General features: G+C 70.9%; 16 protein-coding genes. All 16 read left to right on the forward strand.

What is annotated here, in order from left to right:
• Positions 1–7 precede the first annotated feature (7 nt).
• The 16 genes from IF19_RS0129155 to IF19_RS0129230 all read left to right on the forward strand — a co-directional run bounded on the left by IF19_RS0129155 (position 8) and on the right by IF19_RS0129230 (position 20,233).
• Positions 8–793 carry a thioesterase II family protein gene (locus tag IF19_RS0129155; RefSeq protein WP_030115215.1) on the forward strand — a complete coding sequence of 262 codons (786 nt, stop codon included), beginning with the start codon at positions 8–10 and terminating at the stop codon, positions 791–793.
• Positions 793–4,428: an SDR family NAD(P)-dependent oxidoreductase gene (locus IF19_RS0129160; protein ID WP_030115216.1), complete on the forward strand. Its 3,636-nt coding sequence runs from the start codon at positions 793–795 to the stop codon at positions 4,426–4,428. Before IF19_RS0129155 ends, IF19_RS0129160 begins: the two co-directional genes overlap by 1 nt.
• Positions 4,425–4,637 (forward strand): MbtH family protein, encoded by a 213-nt coding sequence (locus tag IF19_RS0129165; RefSeq protein WP_030115217.1) that lies wholly within the window; start codon positions 4,425–4,427, stop codon positions 4,635–4,637. Before IF19_RS0129160 ends, IF19_RS0129165 begins: the two co-directional genes overlap by 4 nt.
• Before the next feature lie 4 nt (positions 4,638–4,641).
• Positions 4,642–5,574, forward strand: a complete 933-nt coding sequence (locus tag IF19_RS0129170; protein ID WP_030120579.1) for a daunorubicin resistance protein DrrA family ABC transporter ATP-binding protein — start codon at positions 4,642–4,644, stop codon at positions 5,572–5,574.
• Positions 5,571–6,398 carry an ABC transporter permease gene (locus IF19_RS0129175; RefSeq protein WP_030115219.1) on the forward strand — a complete coding sequence of 276 codons (828 nt, stop codon included), beginning with the start codon at positions 5,571–5,573 and terminating at the stop codon, positions 6,396–6,398. The genes IF19_RS0129170 and IF19_RS0129175 overlap by 4 nt, the downstream gene beginning before the upstream one ends.
• A 78-nt stretch (positions 6,399–6,476) precedes the next feature.
• Positions 6,477–9,533, forward strand: a complete 3,057-nt coding sequence (locus tag IF19_RS0129180) for a non-ribosomal peptide synthetase (RefSeq protein ID WP_032748482.1) — start codon at positions 6,477–6,479, stop codon at positions 9,531–9,533.
• 11 nt (positions 9,534–9,544) lie between these two features.
• Positions 9,545–10,519: a TauD/TfdA family dioxygenase gene (locus IF19_RS0129185; RefSeq protein ID WP_030115222.1), complete on the forward strand. Its 975-nt coding sequence runs from the start codon at positions 9,545–9,547 to the stop codon at positions 10,517–10,519.
• A gap of 14 nt (positions 10,520–10,533) precedes the next feature.
• Positions 10,534–11,565, forward strand: coding sequence for a 2,3-diaminopropionate biosynthesis protein SbnB (gene sbnB / locus IF19_RS0129190; protein ID WP_030120576.1), 1,032 nt, complete (start codon positions 10,534–10,536; stop codon positions 11,563–11,565).
• 28 nt (positions 11,566–11,593) lie between these two features.
• Positions 11,594–12,604, forward strand: coding sequence for a 2,3-diaminopropionate biosynthesis protein SbnA (gene sbnA, locus IF19_RS0129195; protein ID WP_030115225.1), 1,011 nt, complete (start codon positions 11,594–11,596; stop codon positions 12,602–12,604).
• A gap of 59 nt (positions 12,605–12,663) precedes the next feature.
• A complete protein-coding gene (locus IF19_RS0129200) occupies positions 12,664–13,602 on the forward strand; it encodes a TauD/TfdA family dioxygenase (protein WP_234310418.1) in 939 nt (312 codons plus the stop codon).
• Between the two features lie 47 nt (positions 13,603–13,649).
• Positions 13,650–14,297 carry a response regulator transcription factor gene (locus tag IF19_RS0129205; protein WP_030115227.1) on the forward strand — a complete coding sequence of 216 codons (648 nt, stop codon included), beginning with the start codon at positions 13,650–13,652 and terminating at the stop codon, positions 14,295–14,297.
• A 171-nt stretch (positions 14,298–14,468) separates the two neighbouring features.
• A complete protein-coding gene (locus tag IF19_RS0129210; protein WP_306339621.1) occupies positions 14,469–15,176 on the forward strand; it encodes an ABC transporter ATP-binding protein in 708 nt (235 codons plus the stop codon).
• Entirely contained in the window at positions 15,170–16,507 is a 1,338-nt protein-coding gene (locus IF19_RS0129215; protein WP_050493541.1) for an ABC transporter permease, read from the forward strand. Before IF19_RS0129210 ends, IF19_RS0129215 begins: the two co-directional genes overlap by 7 nt.
• Positions 16,504–17,721, forward strand: a complete 1,218-nt coding sequence (locus IF19_RS0129220; RefSeq protein WP_030115230.1) for a sensor histidine kinase — start codon at positions 16,504–16,506, stop codon at positions 17,719–17,721. Before IF19_RS0129215 ends, IF19_RS0129220 begins: the two co-directional genes overlap by 4 nt.
• Before the next feature lie 201 nt (positions 17,722–17,922).
• Positions 17,923–18,891, forward strand: coding sequence for an alpha/beta hydrolase (locus IF19_RS0129225; protein ID WP_234313270.1), 969 nt, complete (start codon positions 17,923–17,925; stop codon positions 18,889–18,891).
• Complete coding sequence (locus tag IF19_RS0129230; RefSeq protein ID WP_078580994.1) at positions 18,884–20,233, forward strand: acyltransferase family protein; 1,350 nt, start codon at positions 18,884–18,886, stop codon at positions 20,231–20,233. Before IF19_RS0129225 ends, IF19_RS0129230 begins: the two co-directional genes overlap by 8 nt.
• The last annotated feature ends 53 nt before the right edge of the window (positions 20,234–20,286 follow it).

The following is a 20,286-nucleotide window of genomic DNA, read 5'->3' on the forward strand; positions in this document are numbered from 1 at the left end:
CTCGGTCATGCCTGACAGGCTCATAGCAGAAACTCCATTCGTCCGCCGCGCCCGGCGGACGAACCGGAGGATCCGGCTGTTCTGCTTTCCGCACGCGGGAGCAGGGGCGAGTGCCTTCGCCGCGTGGCCGGATCTCCTGCCGCCGGAGGTGGAAGTCGTGGCCGTGCAACTGCCCGGCCGCGAGGACCGCGTCGGCGAACCGCACCCCGCGTCCGTCGACGTCGCCGTCCGCATGGTGGCCGTGGCGCTGCGGCCCTATCTCCAGGGCCCCTACGCGTTCTTCGGCCACAGTGGCGGCGCGCTGCTGGCGTTCGAACTGGCCAGAGCACTGCGCAAGCGCGGCACCCAGCCCGGGCACCTGTTCCTGTCCGGGCAGTCGGCCCCGGGCCACGACATCGCCGCGCCGGAGCTGCACCGGCTGTCCGACGACGATCTCCGAGCCGCCGTGCGGAGTATGGACGGCACATCCGACGGGGTGTTCACCGACCCCGAGCTGATGAAGCTGCTGCTGCCGACACTGCGTGCCGACTTCACCCTCTGGGAGAACCACCGGCACCGCCCCGACCAGCCGCTTTCCGTACCGGTCACCGCACTCGGCGGGGACACCGACCCGCGTGCCCCCGTCAGCGGACTCCGCGCATGGGAGGAGCAGACCACCGGGGCGTTCTCCGTCGAGGTCTTCCCCGGCGGCCACTTCTATCTCCACGACTCCGAAGCGGAGCTCGCCGGGCTCGTCGGCGGCGCGCTGCTCGGCCGTGAGCCGGCGTACACCGGCCAAGGGGGGCGGAACTGATGACGACGTCCGGACACGACGCCGTGGCCCGGCTGCGGGCGGCGGCCGAATCCGTCACCGGGGTGGAGGAGGCCGCGCCCCTGCTGCGCAGGGAGGCCCGGCTCGACCGCGCGCGCCCGGCCGCACCCCGACCCGCGGACGCACTTCCCGCGGCGGCGGGGCCGCCGGCCGTCGCGTACGGCGGCGACCTGCCGGACGACCCCGGCTTCCCCACCACCCTGCAGGAAGCCCTCCGCCTGGCCGCCGAACTCGCCCCGGAGCAGGGCATCGTCTACCTGACGGACGGCGACGAGCGGTTCCAGAGCTACTCCCGGCTGCTCGACGACGCACAGCGGCTGCTCACCGGCCTGCGCTCCACCGGCATCGCACCCGGCGAGTCCGTGCTGTTCCAGTTCGGTGACAACCGCGCCTTCATCACCGCGTTCTGGGCGTGCGTCCTGGGCGGATACCTGCCCACCCCGGTCGGCGCCGCACCCGGCTACGACCGTGAGAACGCCGTCACGACCAAACTGCGCAACGCCTGGCAGCTGCTGGACCGGCCGCTCATCCTCACGGACTCCACCCTCGCCCCGGCGGTGGCCAAGCTGTCCGCCCTGTGGGACGCCGACGACCTGCGGGTGGCCGTCGTCGAGGAACTGTGCGACGGCCCCCGCAGCACGGACTGGTTCCCGGCGACCCCGGACAGCCCGGCCGTGCACCTGCTCACCTCCGGCAGTACCGGGGTGCCGAAGGTGGTCCGGCACGCCAGCCGCAGCATCCTGGCCCGCACCCGGGCCGTCGCGGCGGTCCACGGATTCGATTCCGACGAGGTCGCGCTGAACTGGATGCCGCTCGACCACGTCGGCGGCATCATCATGTGGAGCGTGCGGGACGTGGTGCTGCGCTGTCGGCACGTCAACGCCACCATCGACGCCTTCCTCGCCGACCCTCTGCGCTGGCTCGACTGGATCGACCGGTACGGCGTCACCAACACCTGGGCCCCCAACTTCGCCTTCGCGCTCGTCAACGAGCGTGCCGCCGCGATGGCCGGCAGGTCCTGGGACCTGTCGACGCTGAGGCACCTCCTCAACGGCGGAGAGGCCGTCGTCAGCCGCACCGCGGACCGCTTCATCGAGCTGCTCACGGCGCACGGGATGCCGGCCGACACGATGAGCCCCTCCTGGGGGATGTCGGAGACCAGCTCGGGCGTGACGTACTCGACGCTGCGCGCCGGCGATCCGGACGCGGGCCGGCTGCGGGTGGACAAGAGCTCGCTCGGCGGGGCGCTGCGCTGGTCCACCGACCCCGACGCCGTCGTGTTCACGGAAGTCGGGCCGCCGGTCCCGGGCGTGCGGCTGCGCATCGTCGACCCGAACGACGACGTGCTGCCCGAGGACCACGTGGGGCGGCTCCAGATCACGGGACCGACGATCATGGAGGGCTACTTCCGCAACGCGGAGGCGAACGCGGAGGCGTTCACCGCCGACGGCTGGTTCAGCACGGGCGACCTCGCGTTCCTGCACCGGGGCCGGCTCACCATCACCGGCCGCGAGAAGGACCTCATCATCGTCCAGGGCGCCAACATCCTGAGCTACGACGTGGAGTCCATCGTCGAGCAGGTGGAGGGCACCGAGGTCACGTACGTCGCCGCGTGCGGATGGTCCGGCGCGGGCGACAGCACCGACAAACTGGTGATCTTCTTCGTCCCGGCCTCCGACGACCGGACCTCGGTCCACGACACCATCGCCGCGATCAAGGCGCGGGTGGCCGAGGCCCTGGGCCTCCAGCCCGACCTGGTGATCCCGGTCGAGCGGCGGGACTTCCCCAAGACGGGCAGCGGCAAGATCCAGCGAGCCCAGCTCATCGCCGACCTCGACGGGGGCGAGTACGCCGAGTGGTGCGACGAGCCGGACGGCCCCTGGTACTTCGAGCGGACCTGGACCGAACTTCCCGCCGAACGCGGCGCACTGCCCCCCGGCCCGTGGCTGGTCCCGGAGGCCCTCCGGGAAGAGCTGGGCACCGTGCCCGGCGTCCCCGAGCTCCTCGCCTCCCCCGCCGGCGGCGCCACCCCGGCCGGACACGTCGGCGCCGTCGTCCACCTGGCACAGGGCCCCGACGCGGAGAGCGTGGCCCTCGACGTGCTGCGGCTGGTCCAGGATCTGGCCGCGTACGATCCCGCGCCCCCGCTCCTGGTCGTCACGAGCGGCGGTCTGTGGACGGCGGCGGGCGACACCCTGGACCTCGCCACCGCCGCCCTGCCCGGTCTGCTGCGGACGGCCGCGGCGGAGCGGGTGCTGCCGTCCGTCCGGCAACTCGACGTGCCCGACCCCGCCGACCGCGCCGCCGCGATCGTCACGGAACTCGCCTGCCACGACGCCGCCGACCTCGTGGCCCACCGGGGTACGCGACGCCTCGTGCCCCGGCTGCGGCCGATGGCCCTCGACGAGCGGGGGAGGGACGCGTTCGTCACCGGCGGCCGCTACCTCGTCACCGGTGGTCTCGGCGGCGTCGCCCATACGGTCGCGGAGTACCTCCTGGCCGCCCACGGCGCGAAACTGCTGCTGGTCGGACGGAGCCCGGCCGACCGGGGCGAGCGCGCCGAGCGCCTCGACGACCTCGGAGTCCTGGGCGACGTGGCCTACCGCGCGCTCGACGTGGCCGATCCGGTCGCTCTGCGGGCCGCGGTGCGTGACGCGGAGGCACGCTGGGGAGCACCGCTCGACGGTGTGCTGCACCTGGCCGGCGCCGACGTCTCCCACCAGTGGGCGCGCCTGGAACTCCACCAGGTGGCCCGCGAGTCCCCCCAGGCGTTCCACGACGCCTACCGCGCGAAGGTGACCGGCACCTTGGCGCTCGCCGGACTGCTGGAGGACCGGCCCGACACCCCCCTCGTGCTCTTCTCGTCGGTCAACGGCGAGTTCGGCGGAAGCTCCTTCGCGGCGTACTCGTCGGCCAACAGTTTCCTGCACGGCTTCGCCGACCACTGGGGCCGTGAACGCGGTCGGCCGGTGCACTGCCTGGCGTGGAGCTCCTGGAGCGGCCCCGGCATGAACCGGGGCGCGCCCGAGGGCGCCGCCGAGGCCCGCGGCTTCCGCACCCTGGACCCCGACGAGGGCCTGGCCTCGCTGCTCGCCGTGCTGGGACAGGACCGGGCCACCGTGTTGGTCGGCCTCGACGGCCGCAACGAGCACATCGCGCGCGCCCTCGCCCCGGACAGCCTGCACATCGCGGAGGCGATCGTCGTGTACACCGGGCCCGCCTCCGAGGCCGACGTGCGGGCGGCCGTGGCACCGGTGGCGAGGGAGCTCGACCACCCCCTGCGCTGTCTGCGCGTCGAGAAGCTGCCCGTCGACCGGGACCAGCTCCTCTCTGTCGCGGTCGCGGTGCTGGAACGGGGCGGCCGGGAGTTCGTGCCGCCCGCCACCGAGTTGGAACAGGCCCTGGCCGCCCTCTGGACCGACGTCCTCGGCACCGACGTCGGCCGCGACGACCGCTTCTTCGACCTCGGCGGCAGTTCGCTGCGCGCCGCTCAGCTCGTGAACCGCGTCAACAGCGCGCTGACCGCCCGGCTGTCGGTGCACCACCTCTACGAACACCCCACTGTCGGCTCACTCGCCGCAGTGCTTTCCCCGCAATTGGAAGGAGAACGAGGATGACCAATCCGTTCGAGGACAAGGACGGCACCTATGTGGTGCTCGTCAACGACGAGGGACAGCACTCCCTCTGGCCGACGTTCGTCGACGTGCCCGCCGGCTGGCTGACCGCCCACCCGGCCGACACCCGCGACGCCTGCCTCGCCTACATCGAGGCCAACTGGACCGATATGCGCCCGCGTAGTCTCGCCACCGCGATGGACGCGCAGTAACACCATGACTCTGGCTATCGAGGTCGAGGGCCTGGTGAAGCGCTTCGGCGCCCACCGGGCCCTCGACGGAGTCGACCTCGCGGTGCCGGCCGGGCAGATCCTGGGCCTCCTCGGTCCGAACGGGGCGGGAAAGACCACGATGGTGCGTGTCCTGGCGACTCTGCTGCGACCCGATGCCGGGCGGGCCCGGGTCTTCGGGTACGACGTGGTGGAGGAGCCCCACCAGGTCCGCCGCTGCATCGCGCTGACCGGGCAGTTCGCCTCGGTCGACGGCAACATCTCCGGCAGGGAGAACCTGTATCTCATCGCGCGCCTCCTGGGCGTGCCCGCCCGGCGGGCACGGTCGGAGGCGACCGGGATGCTGGAGCGGTTCCGTCTCGCCGAGGCGGGCGGCAAGCCCGCCCGCGAGTACTCCGGCGGAATGCGCCGGCGTCTCGACCTCGCCGCATCGCTCATGGGTGAGCCGAGGCTCATCTACCTCGACGAGCCGACCACCGGTCTGGACCCGCACAGCCGCAACGAGCTGTGGGCCATGGTGAAGGAACGCGCCCTCGCCGGCGCGACCGTTCTGCTCACCACCCAGTACATGGAGGAGGCCGAGGCGCTCGCCGACTCGGCGGTCGTCGTGGACAAGGGACGGGTCATCGCCGCCGGCACGGCCGCGGACCTCCGGGCTCGGGTGGGCGGCCGGACCCTCGAGATACGGCCCGCGCACCCCCGGGACCTGGCGGCCCTCGCGGGAAGCCTCGCCCTGGAAGGGCTGGACGGCCGTATCGACCAGGAGACCTGCGTGGTTCGGCTGCCGCTCGTGGAACCGGACGAACTGACCCGTGCGGTGCGGGCCGTCACCGCCTCGGCCGTGGAGGTGCTGGCCGTGGACACCAGGGTCGCCAGCCTCGACGAGGCATTCATCGAACTGACCAGGAGCACCGCGTGACCCCGACCACCGACAGCGCGCCGACCGTCGGGGTACCCCCTCTTGCCGGTTCCGCACGGAACGGACCGCGGGACGTCGTCAGGCAATCGCTCGCCCTCGCCAGGCGCAACATGCTCCAGCTGCGCGGCGATCCCGGGCAACTCCTCGACTCCGTGGTCATGCCGATGGTCTTCACCCTGATCTTCCTGTACGTCTTCGGCGGCGCCATCTGGGGAGACCGCCCCGGAGACTACCGGCAGTTCCTCCTGCCGGGCATCATGGTGCAGACGCTGATGTTCGCGTCCCGTTCGACCGGCTACCTGCTCGCCGTCGACTTCGACAACGGTGTGATGGACCGGTTGCGATCCCTGCCCATCGCCCGCTCGGCTGTCCTGACCGGCCGGATCGTGGCAGACATGAGCCGGCTCCTGCTGGGCCAGGTCGTCATGTTGCTCTTCGCGCTCGCCATCGGCTTCCGGGTCGAGACCAACGTGCTGCTCGCGGTGGCCGCTCTGCTCCTCACGCTGCTGTACGGCACCGCGCTGGCCTGGGTGTCGGCCTTCATCGGGCTGACGATCCGCAGCCCCAACACCGTGCAGTCGGTGGGCTTCCTCTGGATGATCCCGCTCCAGTTCGGCAGTTCCATGCTGGTGCCGACCAGCACGATGCCGGGCTGGCTGCGGGTCTTCGCCGAGGCCAACCCCACGACCCTGGTGACGGACGCGTGCCGCAACCTGCTCGCCGGGGGGCCGATCGCCGGCCCCGTCCTCGGCACCGTGCTGTGGAGCGTGGGCCTCATGTGCTTCGCGGTCCCGCTGGCGATATCCCGCTATCGACGTCGCTGAAATGTGATCGATAACGGGAGGGAAACCCTCGCCCATACCTTTTTCTCATTCCAACTCCGCTAGTGGAGGAGCCCTCTCATGAGGTCCGGTCATACCACCGTTCCGCGGTGGCAGGCGACAATCGGTTCGGCACCGGGCACGGCGACCGTCGGTATTCCGCTGGAACTCGAACCGACGCCGGCGGAACTGTCCGCCGCCCATGCCAAGGTCGTCGCGACTCTCAGCGGTGAGGACGAGGTGGCCTTCGGCCCCGTGCCCCGCCTCGTGCCGGTGGCCGGCACCACGTGGGCCGGCCTGGTGGACCGCGTCCGCGCCGCGGTCGCCGCGCCCCGCCACGGATTCGAGACCGTGGTCGGCGGGACACCGGGCACACTGCCCGACGGCGTGGTGTTCGGGGTGTCGGTCTCCGGCGGGGCCCTGGTGCTGACGTACCGCACCGAAGACTTCGACGCCGACCACGCGACCCGGGTCGCCGGCTATCACCACACGGCTCTCCACCGCATCGCCACCGAACCGGACGCCCCGCACGAGGGCCGCAGCCTGCTCTCCGCCGGGGAACGGCACCACCAGCTCGTCGGCATGGCCGGTCCGGTGCGGGAGCTTCCGGACCGGCGCTTCCACGAGCTCTTCGAGGAGCGCGTGCGGCTGCACCCCGGGAAGACCGCCGCGATCATGGGAGAGCGCCGGATCGCGTACGCCGAACTCAACGCCCACGCGAACCGGATCGCCCGGACCCTCCTCGCCCGCGGCCTGGCCGCCGAGGATCCCGTCGCCGTGGTGACGGAGCGCAACCTGGACTGGATGGCGTCCGTCCTCGCCGTGTTCAAGGCCGGCGGTGTCTACGTGCCGATCGAGCCGCACTTCCCGGCGGATCGCATCGGCACCGTCCTCGACCGTGCCGGCTGCACCCTCGTCCTCACGGAACCCGGGAGCACCGCCACCCTCGACGAGGCGTTGAGCCACCGCCCGTCCATCACCGTGCTCCGCGTCGACGAGAGCGACGGGGCCGACGCGACGGACCTCGGTATCGAGATCGGCGCCGACCGGCTCGCCTACATCTACTTCACGTCCGGCTCCACCGGTAAGCCCAAGGGGGTGATGTGCGAGCACGAGGGAATGCTCAACCACCTCTACGCGAAGACCGACGATCTCGGCGTGGGCGAGGACGACGTCCTCGCGCAGATCGCTCCCCAGTGCTTCGACATCTCGCTCTGGCAGCTCGTCGCGGCCCTGCTGGTCGGCGGCACGACACTCATCGTGCCGCAGGAGGCGATCCTCGACGTGGAGAGGTTCGTGGAGGTCGTCCGCGGCGCGGACGTGGCCCAGATGGTCCCCTCCTACCTGGAGGTGGTGCTGTCGCACCTGGAGGAGCACGGCGGCGGCCTCGGCCGGATCCGCTGCCTCTCGGCCACCGGTGAGGCGCTCAAGAAGGAGCTCGTCGAACGCTGGTTCGCGGCCTTCCCGGGCACCGCGCTCGTCAACGCGTACGGGCTCACCGAGACCTCCGACGACACCAACCACGAGGTGATGACCAGGCCGCCGCACGGTGACCGGGTCCCCCTCGGGCCCGCCGTCGCCAACGTGCGGGTCTACGTCGTCGACCCCGACCTCGAACCGGTGCCGCTCGGCTCGCCCGGCGAGATCGTGTTCGCCGGAATCTGCGTCGGCCGCGGCTACATCAACGACCCGGAGCGCACGGCCGCCGCGTACGGCACCGATCCGCACCGGCGGGGGGAACGGCTCTACCGCTCCGGCGACTTCGGCCGCTGGCGTCCCGATGGCAAGCTGGAGTTCCTGGGCCGTCGCGATGCGCAGGTCAAGCTGCGCGGCTTCCGCATCGAGCTCGGCGAGATCGAGAACCGGCTGCTCGGCGTCGCCGGGGTCCGTGACACCGCCGTGGTCGTCGTCGGCGAGAGTCTGGCGGCGTTCTACGCCGCCGCCGCCGACGTGCCCGCCGACGAGCTGAGGACGTGGCTGGCGGCCGCGCTGCCGGAGTACATGGTGCCGAGCCGTTTCCATCGCCTCGACGCCCTGCCGCTCACCGCCAACAGCAAGATCGACAAGAAGCGGTTGGCGGAGCTGGCGGCGGCGGACGAGGACGGCCCGGAGCCTCCAGTCACCCCGACGGAACACCGGATCGCCGCCGCCTGGGCGGCCGTGCTCGGTCTCGATCCCCAGCGGGTCGGCCGCGACAGTCACTTCTTCGACACGGGTGGCACCTCCCTCTCCGCTGTACGCCTCGTCGTGAAGCTCGAGCGGGCCGTGTCGCTGAAGGAGCTCACCCGGTACCCGCGGCTGAGCGACCTGGCGGCGTTCATCGACAAGACCGGCACGTCCGACGACGCGGACGCCGGGACGGGCGTTCTGAACTCTCTCCTCCAGCCCCCCTCCGTGACCGGCACGCTCGTCTGCTTCCCCTACGCGGGCGGCAACGCGGTCAACTTCCACGCTCTGGCCGGCGAACTGGCGGACAGCGGGCTGGCCGTACACGGAGTGGAGCTGCCCGGACACGACCTCACAGCCGAGACCGAGCCGTTCGTCTCCCTGGAGCAGATCGCCAGGACCGCGGCGAGCGAGATCGGCCGGTGTGCCGTCGGCCCGATCCTGCTGTGGGGACACTCGTCCGGGGCGGCCCTGGCCGTGGCGACCGCGCGCCTCCTCGAGCGGACGGGGCACGACGTGCGTGCCGTCCTGATCGGCGGCCAACTCGTCGGATCCCCGGACGCGCGGCGCAGGCACAGCGCCGAGCTCGAAGCGCTCACGCCCCTGGAGGTCGCGGCGCGGCTCAACGGCGACAGCGGCTACGCCGAACTCGCCGGGACGGACACGACCCGGGCGGCGCTGGTCGGCGCGGCGTACCGGCACGACGTCCTGGAAGCGAACGCGTTCTTCGCCGACGCGGTGGAGAACCCCCCGGTCGCGCTCATCGAGGCCCCGACGGTCCTCGTCACCGCCGCCGACGATCCCGCCACCCGGGGCCACGAGGGCGATCTCGCGGCCTGGCGCGGCATCGCCAGGACCGTTGAGATCCGCGAACTGCCCGAAGGCGGCCACCACTTCTTCCGCACCAGGCCGGCGCAGACCGCCGCTGTGGTGCGGGCCGTCCACGACCTGCACCAACGAGAGCGAGTGTGAAAGTGCCGCCGATCGATACCGATACGGACCTCTACGCCGGACTCGACGGGCGCCGTGACGAGGGCCGCCCGGCCGTCGTCACCGTCGCCGACGCGCCGGACCCGGCGGCCTGGGCCGCCCGTCACCGCGAAGCGCTGTACCGGATCGTCGCCTCCGAGGGTGCCGTACTGGTGCGTGGTCTGGGACTGGCGGACGCCGCCGGGGCCGCTGCGGTGCTCAAGACCCTGGGAGGCGACCTGATGTCCGAACGCGAGGCGTTCGCGCCCCGCTGGACCTATGACGACCGCATCTACTCGTCGTCCAAGTGGCCGCCGAACCAACCGATGTGCATGCACCACGAGCTGAGCTACGCGGTCGAGTTCCCGGCGACCATGGCTTTCGCCTGCCTCAGCGCACCCACCACCGGCGGGGCCACCGCCCTGGCCGACGCCGGTCGCGTCCTGGAGCAGCTGCCCTCCGACCTCGTGGAGCGCTTCGAACGCGAGGGTTGGCTGCTCACCCGCAGCTACAACGAGGACATCGGTGTTCCGTGGGCGGAGGCGTTCGGCACCACCGATCGCTCCGAGGTCGAGCGATACTGCGCGGCCAACGACATCTCCTTCGAGTGGCGCGGCGAGGAACTGCGCACCAGCCAGCGCCGGCCCGCAGTGCTGCGCCACCCCGCCGACGGCCGGCGGCTCTGGTTCAACCAGATCGCCTTCCTCAACCAGTGGACGATGGCGCCCGAGGTGCGTGAGTACCTGGTCGACGTCTACGGCCCCGAGGGCCTGCCCTTCAACACGAGTTACGGCGACGGCGGTGAGGTCACCGAGGACGACGTCGCGGCGATCAACAAGGTGTACGACTCCGTCACCGTCGCCGAGCCGTGGCGTGCGGGAGACGTGATGCTCGTCGACAACCTCCGCACGGCGCACAGCCGGCTGCCCTACGACGGAGCCCGCGAGGTGCTCGTCGCGATGGCGAATCCCACCACCCGCTCCGTCTAGAGGTCCGGAAGCCAATGACCAAGCACATACCAGACTTCGCAGTGATCTCCGGCCGGCAGGTGCAACGCGCACTGAGCGGACAGGAGAAGCTGGTCACGGAGATCGTCGAAGCGGCCTACCGGGCGCACGGCACGGGGAGGACGGTCAACCCGCCCTCGTACTTCCTCCGGTTCCCCGACCGGCCCACGGCCCGGATCATCGCTCTCCCGGCGTCGCTCGGCGGCGACGCCGCCGTGGACGGACTCAAGTGGATCTCCAGTTTCCCGGAGAACGTGGATGCGGGGCTGCCCCGCGCTTCCGCGGTGCTGATCCTCAACGACCCGCGTACCGGCTATCCGTACGCCTGCCTGGAGAGCTCGATCATTAGCGCGAGCAGGACGGCCGCGTCAGCCGCGCTGGCCGCCGACCGGCTGACCAGGGGAAAGGCCCGCCCCACCCGGGTGGGCTTCGTCGGCACCGGTCTGATCGCCCGCTATCTGCACACCTATCTGGCGGGCACGGGATGGAGCTTCGACGAGGTCGGAGTGCACGACCTGTCCGAGGAGCACGCCGCCGGGTTCGCCGGCTACCTGGACCGCTCGGGCGAGAACGGCCGGGTGAGTGTCCACAGCTCCGTGGACGATCTGATCCGCGCCAGCGACCTGGTCGTCTTCGCCACGGTGGCGGGTGCTCCGCACGTGACCGACCCACGGCTGTTCGCCCACCACCCGCTCGTGCTCCATGTCTCGCTGCGTGATCTGGCGCCGGAGATCATCCTCAATTCGGCCAACTACGTCGACGACGTCGAGCACTGCCTGAAGGCCGACACCTCGCCGCACCTGGCCGAACAGCTCTCCGGCAACAGGGACTTCCTCGACGGGACTCTCTACGACGTCATGACGGGCCGCACCACGGTGCCGACGGATCGCACGGTGGTGTTCTCGCCGTTCGGTCTGGGTGTGCTCGACCTGGCGGTCAGCGCGCACGTCTACGACCAGGTGTCGCGCAGCGGTGACCTTCACGTCGTCGAGGACTTTTTCCACGAGATGAGCCGGTACGGCGGCTAAGGGCGACTGCCCGGAACGGGAGAAAGCTGTGCCAATAATTTCACAGCCGGAGCAGTACCACGAGAACGACCTGTTCGTCGACCTCCATCGGACCTTCGGACGCAAGCTCTACCTCAAGTGCGAAGGCTTCAACTTCGCGGGCTCGATCAAACTCAAGGCCGCCCGCGCCATGGTCGAGGCGGCGGAGGCCAGCGGGGTGCTGCGACCCGGCTCGGTTCTGGTGGAGTCGTCGTCGGGCAACCTCGGCGTCGCGCTGAGCATTCTCGCCGCCAGCAAGGGTTACGGCTTCGTCTGCGTCACGGACAGCAGATGCAATCTGGCCACGAAGCAGCTCATCGAGGCCATGGGCGGCACGGTCCACACCATTACGGAACCCGCGGCTGACGGCGGCTTCCTCGGCGCACGGCTGCAGTTGGTGAAGAAGCTGCGCGAGTCCGACGACCGCTATGTCTGGCTCAACCAGTACGCGAATCCGAACAACGCGCTCGCCCACTTCTGGGGGACTGCGCCGGCGATCGCCGAGCGCTTCCCCGACCTGCAGGTGGCCTTCATCGGTGCGGGCACCACCGGCACCCTCATGGGGTGCGCCCGCTACTTCAAGGAGAACCGTCCCGAGGTCAAGGTCGTCGCGGTCGACGCGGTCGGCTCGGTGACCTTCGGCGGGCCGTCCCTGCCGCGGCAGATTCCCGGCCTCGGCACGGGTGTCCGTCCGCCGCTCCTCGACCGGTCCTACGTGGACGACGTGGTGCACGTGGACGAGGTGGACACCATACGGGCCTGCCGCCGGCTGGCCAGACGCGGTTTCCTCTTCGGCGGATCCACGGGGACGGTGATCAGCGGCGCCCTGCGCTGGCTCGACGAGTACGCACCGGGCGCGGACGTCACCGCCGTGGCCGTCGCACCGGATATGGGCGACAGATACCTGGACTCGGTCTATCACCGGGGCTGGGTCGAGGAGATCTACGGCAGCGCGGCGCTCGCGGGTGAATTCGAGGAACTCGGGGAACTTTCGATGATGACCACAACAGGTGTTGTCTGATGACGGAGCTGATGGAGAACGGTAGCCGCGACAGCGGTGTCCGCGACGACGCCGTCTTCATGCTCGGCGGCGACGCCGCCACCGTGGAGGCGGTCGCACAGGAGATGCTGCACGCCGCGGACGGCCGGGTCGACTCGCCCGAGTTCGTGGCAGCCGCCCGGGACGCCTGGGAGAACCTCCCGGCCCCGCTCCGCCAGGAGATCCGCCGGTTCCGCCGGCACTCCGGCCCCCGCGGCCGGCTGCTGATCCGGGGGCTTCCGGTGGGCGACGAACCGCGGCCCACCCCGTCGACCGCCGACTCGGTCCAGCGGGAGGCGTCCGTCGCCGCCGCGACCCTCCTCATGGTGGCCTGCGGACTCGGCGACCCCGCCGCGTATCTCCAGGAGAAATCCGGAGCCTTGGTGCAGGACGTCGTGCCCGTCCCGGGCCGTGAGGAGTTCCAGGGGAACGCCGGATCGGTCCTCCTCTCCTTCCACACCGAGAACGCGTTCCACGAGCACCGCCCGGACCACGTCATGCTGCTGTGTCTGCGTGCCGACCACGAGGGTGTCGCGGGCACGCGTACCGCGTGCGTGCGCGAGGTTCTGGACCTGCTCCGCCCGGCGGCGCGGAAGACGCTGAGCCTGTCCGAGTTCATCACCGAGGCTCCACCGTCCTTCGGAGCCGGCAACAAGGGCGCGCTCCACCACCCGGTGCTGGGTGGATCCCGGACCGACCCCGATCTGCGCGTCGACTTCGCCGCCACCCGGGCCACCACGGAGGAGGGTGCCGCCGCCCTCGCCGAGCTGGGCGCGCTCTTCGAGCAGGTGTCGACGACGTCGGAACTGCGTCCCGGCGATCTGGTCATCGTCGACAACCACGTCACCGCGCACGGCCGCACCGCGTTCACCCCTCGTTACGACGGCCGGGACCGTTGGCTGCAGCGCACCTTCGCGCTGACCTCTCTGCGACGCTCGCGGGGGCAGCGTCCGGGCGACGGTTACGTTCTGTTTGAATGAAAACGAGGTCGACCGCGCCGGGTTGACCGGTAGCGAGGGAGCGCGCAGTGCGGGTAGTCATCGCCGAGGACTCGGTCATTCTCCGTGAGGGCATGGTGGAACTGCTGACCGCCCGAGGCTGTGATGTCGTCGCGACCGTGGGCGACGGGGACGGACTGCTGGCCGCGGTGGCCACGCATGTCCCCGATGTCGCCGTGGTCGACATCCGCATGCCGCCCACCCACACCGACGAGGGCATCCGCGCGGCGATCCAACTCCGCGCCGCTCACCCCGGGGTGGGTGTCCTCGTCTTCTCCCAGCACGCCGAACCGGCCTGGGCGGCCCGGCTGCTCGCCGGCGAGGCGTCGGGCATCGGGTACCTGCTCAAGGAGCGCGTCTCGGCCACCGCCGACTTCATCGAGGCGTTGCGCAGGGTCGCGGCCGGCGGTGTGGCTCTCGACCCGGAGATCGTCAGCCGTATGTTCAACACCGGCGGTCGCCCCCTCGACCGGCTGACCGAGCGCGAACGAGTGGTCCTGGACCTGATGGCCCAGGGCCACTCGAACCGTTCCATCGCCGAACTGCTCGTCGTCTCCGAGCGGGCGGTGGAGAAGCACGCGGCGTCCATCTTCACGAAGTTCGATCTTCCTCCGGCCGCTGCGGACAACCGCCGTGTCAAGGCGGTCGTCGCGTACCTGCAGGAGTCCAGGCCCTGACCTCGGGCCAGGGGCGCGGTCCCGGGCGCCGGCAAGGGGGCGGATATCCGAACCTCGTGAACGGGAGGTAGCACGGTGGCTCCGAGCAGCCGTGCTGCCGAGAATAGAGGCATGTCACTGAGCACTGAGGCCCAAGCCCGACCTCTCGTGGAAGGCGGTCCGGGAATCCACGTGGAGAACCTGCACCGCTCGTACGGCCGTGGCCGTGCCGCGGTTCACGCTCTGCGTGGAGTGGGCATCGGTTTCGCTCCCGGCACCTTCACCGCGGTGATGGGGCCGTCGGGCTCGGGCAAGTCGACTCTGCTGCAGTGCGTGGCGGGAATGGACCGGCCGACCACCGGGACGATCCACTGGGGCACGACCGACATCACCGCGCTGCCCGAGCGTCGCCTGGCTCAACTGCGGCGCGCAGAGGCAGGCTTCATCTTCCAGTCGTACAACCTGATGCCGGCCATGACGGTCGAGCAGAACGTCGCCCTGACCTCTCGGCTGGCGGGCGAGCGCGTGGACTGGTCAGAGGTCGCCGACTGCCTTGAGCGGGTGGGTCTCGCCGACCGGAGGAAGGAACGGCCCGGCCGTCTCTCCGGTGGCCAGCAGCAGCGCGTCGCCGTGGCACGGGCTCTGTACGCCCGTCCGCGCGTCCTGTTCGCCGATGAGCCGACCGGCGCCCTCGACCGCGCGACCGGGCGCGAGGTGCTGTGGCTCCTGCGCGAGGGCGTCGAGAACGAAGGCCGCACGTGCGTCATGGTCACGCACGACCCGATCGCGGCGAGTTTCGCGGACCGTGTGGTCGTCCTCGCCGATGGAGTCCTGGTCGACGAACTGATGCGCCCGTCCGCCGCGCAGATCTCCGAGAAGCTGAGTGAGCTCGCATGCTGAGGCTTGCCCTCGGGCTGCTGCGTGCCAGGCCCTCCTTGTACGCGGGGCCGGCCACCGCGCTCCTGATGGCCGTCGCCGTGATCACCATGTTCGGATCCCTCATCGCCACGGCGATCGGCGGTCACGGAGGCTCGCGGCTCGGGATGATCGGCGGGGCCTTCGGCGAGATCGCGATGCTGATGGCGCTGTTCACAGTCACCAACACACTCTCGTTCTCCGTGCGGGGCCAGGCCCGGGACATGGCTCTGCTGAGGACCAGCGGCGCGACGCCGGCACAGATCAAGCGCCTGATCAGGTGCCAGATCCTCTGGCTGACGCTCATCGTCTCGCCGCCGGCCTGGCTGCTCGGAACGTGGGGCGCCGAGCGGTTCCTGGCAGAGCTCGCCGCCCGGGACATCGTCCCGGCGGACGCGGTGGTGGTGTGGTCCCCCTGGCCCCTGCTGATCGGTACGGTGGTGACGCTGCTGGTCGGAGCCGGCGCGGCGAGGATCGCCGCGCGCCGGGTCGTCCGCGGCCGGCCGTCCACTGTGCTCGCTCAGACGGCCGAGCAGACGAAGATGGGCTGGCTTCGCGGCATCGCCGGTCTGCTCGTGATCGCCGGTTCCGTACCCCTGGTGATGTTCACCGCCGGGCAGCCGGCCGACAAGTCCGCCCAACTGGCTCTGCTCGGATCGCTGATCTTCCTGGTCGCCGCCGGACTGCTCGGACCCCTGCTGGCACGACTGTCCATCGTGGTGCTCGGTGTGCCGTTCCGGCTGATGGGCCGACGGCACGGGGGAGACGCCGGTGGCGCTCTCGCCGCCGACAACCTGCGCGGTCACGCCTACCGTCTCTCCTCCGCCGTGGTGCCGATCGCCCTGTTGGTCGGGCTCTCGACGACGTTCGCGTCGGTCAGCGGCACCTTTCAAGAGGTTGCCCCGCCCGGAGCCTATGCCGAGAGCGACAACTGGCTCCGTGGAGTGGAACTCGCCATGCTGGCCGGCTTCGGAGCTGTGGCCACGGTGAACACCCTCGCCTCGCTGACCACGGCGCGACGGCGCGAGTACGCGCTGCTCACCCTGACCGGCGCGACCCGGCGGCAGCTGATCCGCATGCTGGGCACGGAGGCGGTACTGACCGCCCTGGCCGGAGTGGTGCTCGGCATCCTCGTCGCCGCGCCCATGAGCATGGCGTTCGCGAGCGCCGCGACCGGCGAGTTGCTTCCCACCATCGCGTTCTCCACCTATGCCCCGCTGGTGCTGGGACCGGTGGCGCTGACCGTGCTGACGATCCTGTTCACCGGTGCGCGGGCCACCTCGGAGTCGGCGGTCACCGCCGTGGCCGCGCCGTGACCGCGCCCCGCCTCGCGGACGAGGCTCGCGGCGGACGACGGAAGGTGCGGCCGGGGTCGATCGCTTTCGCCGTCTGCGGGTTGCCGCTCTCCCTCCTCGGCATGGCCTACGCCCTCGCGGTCCTCTACGCCGGCGGGTTGCTCTCGCTGACCGTGATCGGGCTGCCGGTGCTCGCGACCGGTCTGCTGGGGGCCCGCCAGCTCGGCCGGGGGCACGCCTGGCTGATGCGGACCCTGCTCGGCGAGACCATCGTTCCCCCCGCGCCGCCGGAGGCGCCACCCGGCGCGTTCCGGTGGATCCGGAGCAATCTGTCCGATGTGACTGCCTGGCGCAGCGTGCTCTACCTGGTGTTGCGGCTCCCCCTCGACCTGCTCGCCTTCGTGGTGACGATCGCGCTGCCCGCGTTGGCCGTGTGGTCGATCGTGTGGACGGTGATCGGAGACCCGGAGCTCTGGCTGGCGGTCACAGCGGTCGTGGGCGCCTTGATCGTCCTGGCCTTCACCCCGGTGACGGCTCGTACGGTGATGCGGGTGCACCGGCTGCTGGGCCGGAAGCTGCTCGGCCCCAGCACCTCCCAGGTGCGGGTCCGGACGCTGGAGCGGGCGCGCACGGTCGCCTTCACCGCGGGCACACGCGACCTGAGGCAGGTCGAGCGGGACCTGCATGACGGCACGCAGGCCCAGTTGGTCGCGCTCGCCATGACGCTGTCGTTGGCCGCCGACACCCTGGACGGCGACGAGCCCACCGGCCGTACCGGCGCTCTCGTCGCACGGGCCCGCACGCAGACCGACGCGGCCATCGCGGAGCTGAGGCGGCTCATCGACGGAATGAGTCCCGCCGTACTCGACCGGGGACTCGCCGAGGCGCTGCCGCAGCTGACCGGGCAGGCCGGAGTGCCGGTGGCCCTGCGGGTGGAGATGTCACAGCGACCGGATCCGGTGATCGAACGGGTGGCGTACTTCTGTGTCGCCGAACTGCTCACCAACGTCTCCAAGCACAGCCGGGCGACGAAGGCGTCGGTGGACGCGCGCGTCGTCGGAAAGGTCCTGCGGATCCAGGTCCAGGACGACGGCAGGGGAGGCGCCAGGATCGGTGCGGGCAGTGGCCTGTCGGGCCTGAGGGAACGGCTGACCGCGGTCGACGGAACTCTCGGCCTCCACAGCCCGCCCGAGGGCCCGACCACCGTCGCACTCGAGATGCCGCTCCGGATCTGACGTTCTGCCCCTGACGGGCCCGCTCACCTCTCCTCGCGGCCCGTTTCTCCCCACTCCACCACCTCGGCGCCCTCGACGCCGCTTTCACCCGGCCCGCCGCCTCGCGCCGGCCCATGCCCGAAGACCGGCTCATGCCCGAAGACCGGCCCATGCCCGAAGAAGGGACAGTCGTCCATGCGCGCTGCGCGGATCAGACTCGGAATGCTGATAGCCACCATCGCCGGAAGCATCGTCGCGTCCGTCACGGCCGCGGCTGCGAACGGCGTGCTCGGCCTGCCGCCCGCGCCCCGGCAGGTGGCCGTGGCGGCGAAGGACCTGCCCGAGCTCTACAGCGAGAACCGGCGCTATCTCGCCCGCGCGGCCGATGCGGCACGCCGGATGGGTGATGGTGAGCGGGCTCGGGCACTGGGCGCTCTCGCCTCCCCCGACCGCCGGTTCCTGGATGCCTCCGCCGATGGTGACGGCCAGGCGGTGGAGGTGCTCGGAGACCTGGCGCACGCGCAGCGGATCGCCCTTCTGGTGCCGGGCTCGGACACCACCATCGACACCTTCGACCACCTCGGCTCGCGGCACGGTTCGGTGGCCGGGGGAAGCCGGGCGCTGTACGCCGAGATGCGAGCCGCCGCACCGGGGACACGCGTTGCCGTCATCGGCTGGTACGGCTACCGGGCGCCCCGCACCAAGAGCCGCGACACCGTGACCCAGGAGCGGGCGGAGGAGGGCGGCCGACTGCTCCGCCGCCAGATCGACCGGCTGCGGGGAGTCAACTCCAATGCATCCGTTGCTCTGATGTGCCATTCGTACGGGTCCGTGGTGTGCGGGGAAGCGGTGCGCGGAATGGATCGGTCCGCGCAGTCCACGCTGTCGGGTGTCGCGGTTTTCGGCAGCCCGGGGATGGGCGTCGACTCGGCGGGTGAACTGGGCGCGCGCGTCCCGGTGTGGGCGGGGCGAGGCAGCGGTGACTGGATCTCGCGTGTGCCGCACGCTCAGTACGGCGTGTTCGGTGAGAGAGTCGGGTTCGGCCCGGACCCGGCGTCCGCGGAGTTCGGCGCCCGACGACTCCCCACCGGGGACAGCCGGCACGGCGACTACCTGCGCCCCGGCAGCCTTTCGCTCCGGAGCATCGCGCTGATCGGCCTGGACCGGGGCCGGCAGGTGTCCCATGGCTGACGTGCGGGTCAGGACGGAGAACGAGCGCCCCGCCCCCGTGGTCCGGAAGGAGCTGCCACCGGCACCGCCCGTCCGGCTGACACCGGTGCGGCGACTGCACCGGGCCGTGCTGCGTATCGATGCGGCGACTCCCTTCTCCCGCGATCGTGCGGTCGATGTCCTGCGTGCTTACTCCATCCTCGGGGTGGTGCTGGGCCACTGGCTGGTGAGTGCGGTGGTGCTACGGGCCGGGGGCCATCTGGGAGGCGACAGCCCTTTACGCCACCTGCCGGCTCTCACGCCGGTGACGTGGCTGCTGCAGCCGCTCGCCCTGTTCTTCTTCGTCGGCGGCTGGGTCGGATCCCAGAGCTACGGCTCCGCAGTCGTGAACGGAATCCGCTACCGGACCTGGCTGGCCCTGCGGTTGCGTCAATTGATCCGCCCCACCTCGGTGCTGCTGGGTGTGTGGGCCCTGGTGCTGATCGGGCTGGCTCTTGAAGGCGTGGCGTTCGAGACGATCCGCACCCTGCTGCGGCTCGCGGTGTCCCCGCTCTGGTTCCTCTGCGTCTACGCGGTGATCACGGCGGCCACTCCGCTGATCAGGCGGTGTGGTGCGGGTCGGCTGGTGCTGGTGGCCTTCGCGCTGGTCGGGGCCGCGGATCTGGTCCGCGGGCTGGTCGGTGACCTGGAATGGGTGGGATCGCTCCGATGGCTGAACGTCCTCACCGGCTGGCTGGTGCCCTACGCGCTCGGGGTGTTCCGGGCGGCAGGCGGCCTCTCCCGCCGCAGGCACGCGGCCGGCCTGCTCGTCTGTGGAGCGGCCGGTCTGGCCGGCCTGGTGCTCTGGTGTGGCTACCCGGCGAGCATGGTCGGCGTTCCCGGGGCCTCCCTGTCCAATCTCAACCCGCCGAGCCTCGCCGCTGTCTGTTTCGGTCTGGCCCAGTGCGGTCTCGGACTGCTGTTGTGCGGACCGCTCCGCCGACTCACCGGACAGCCGACGGGTCCGGTCCCGTCGCTCTCCGGCCGTGCGTCCGATGCGGCCCGCGAGCGTGCCACCGCAGGACAGTTCTGCTGGGCCGTCGTCGCGGTGCTGAACCTCTCGGCCATGACGGTCTTCCTCTGGCACCAGACGTCCATGATCGCCACCACCGTGTTCTGGCTCGGGTTCGGGCAACGCTGGCCCGGACTCCACACGGCACCGGAGGATCCGTTCTGGGTGGCCTTCCGCCTTGCCTGGATTCCCGTTTTCGCCTGCGTGCTTGCTCTCTTCTGGCTGGCCTTCAAAGACGTCGAAAAATCTGCCCGACGCCACCCAGAAATCCGCTCGATGTCACCAAAAAGTCCGCCCGACGTCATCCGATAATTCCCCGATAATCGAATAATGTCGCGCTGACCTATCATTTTCAGAACATCTGA

Origin of the sequence: Streptomyces californicus (genome assembly GCF_000717645.1) — a bacterium.
Classification (GTDB): Bacteria; Actinomycetota; Actinomycetes; order Streptomycetales; family Streptomycetaceae; genus Streptomyces; species Streptomyces californicus.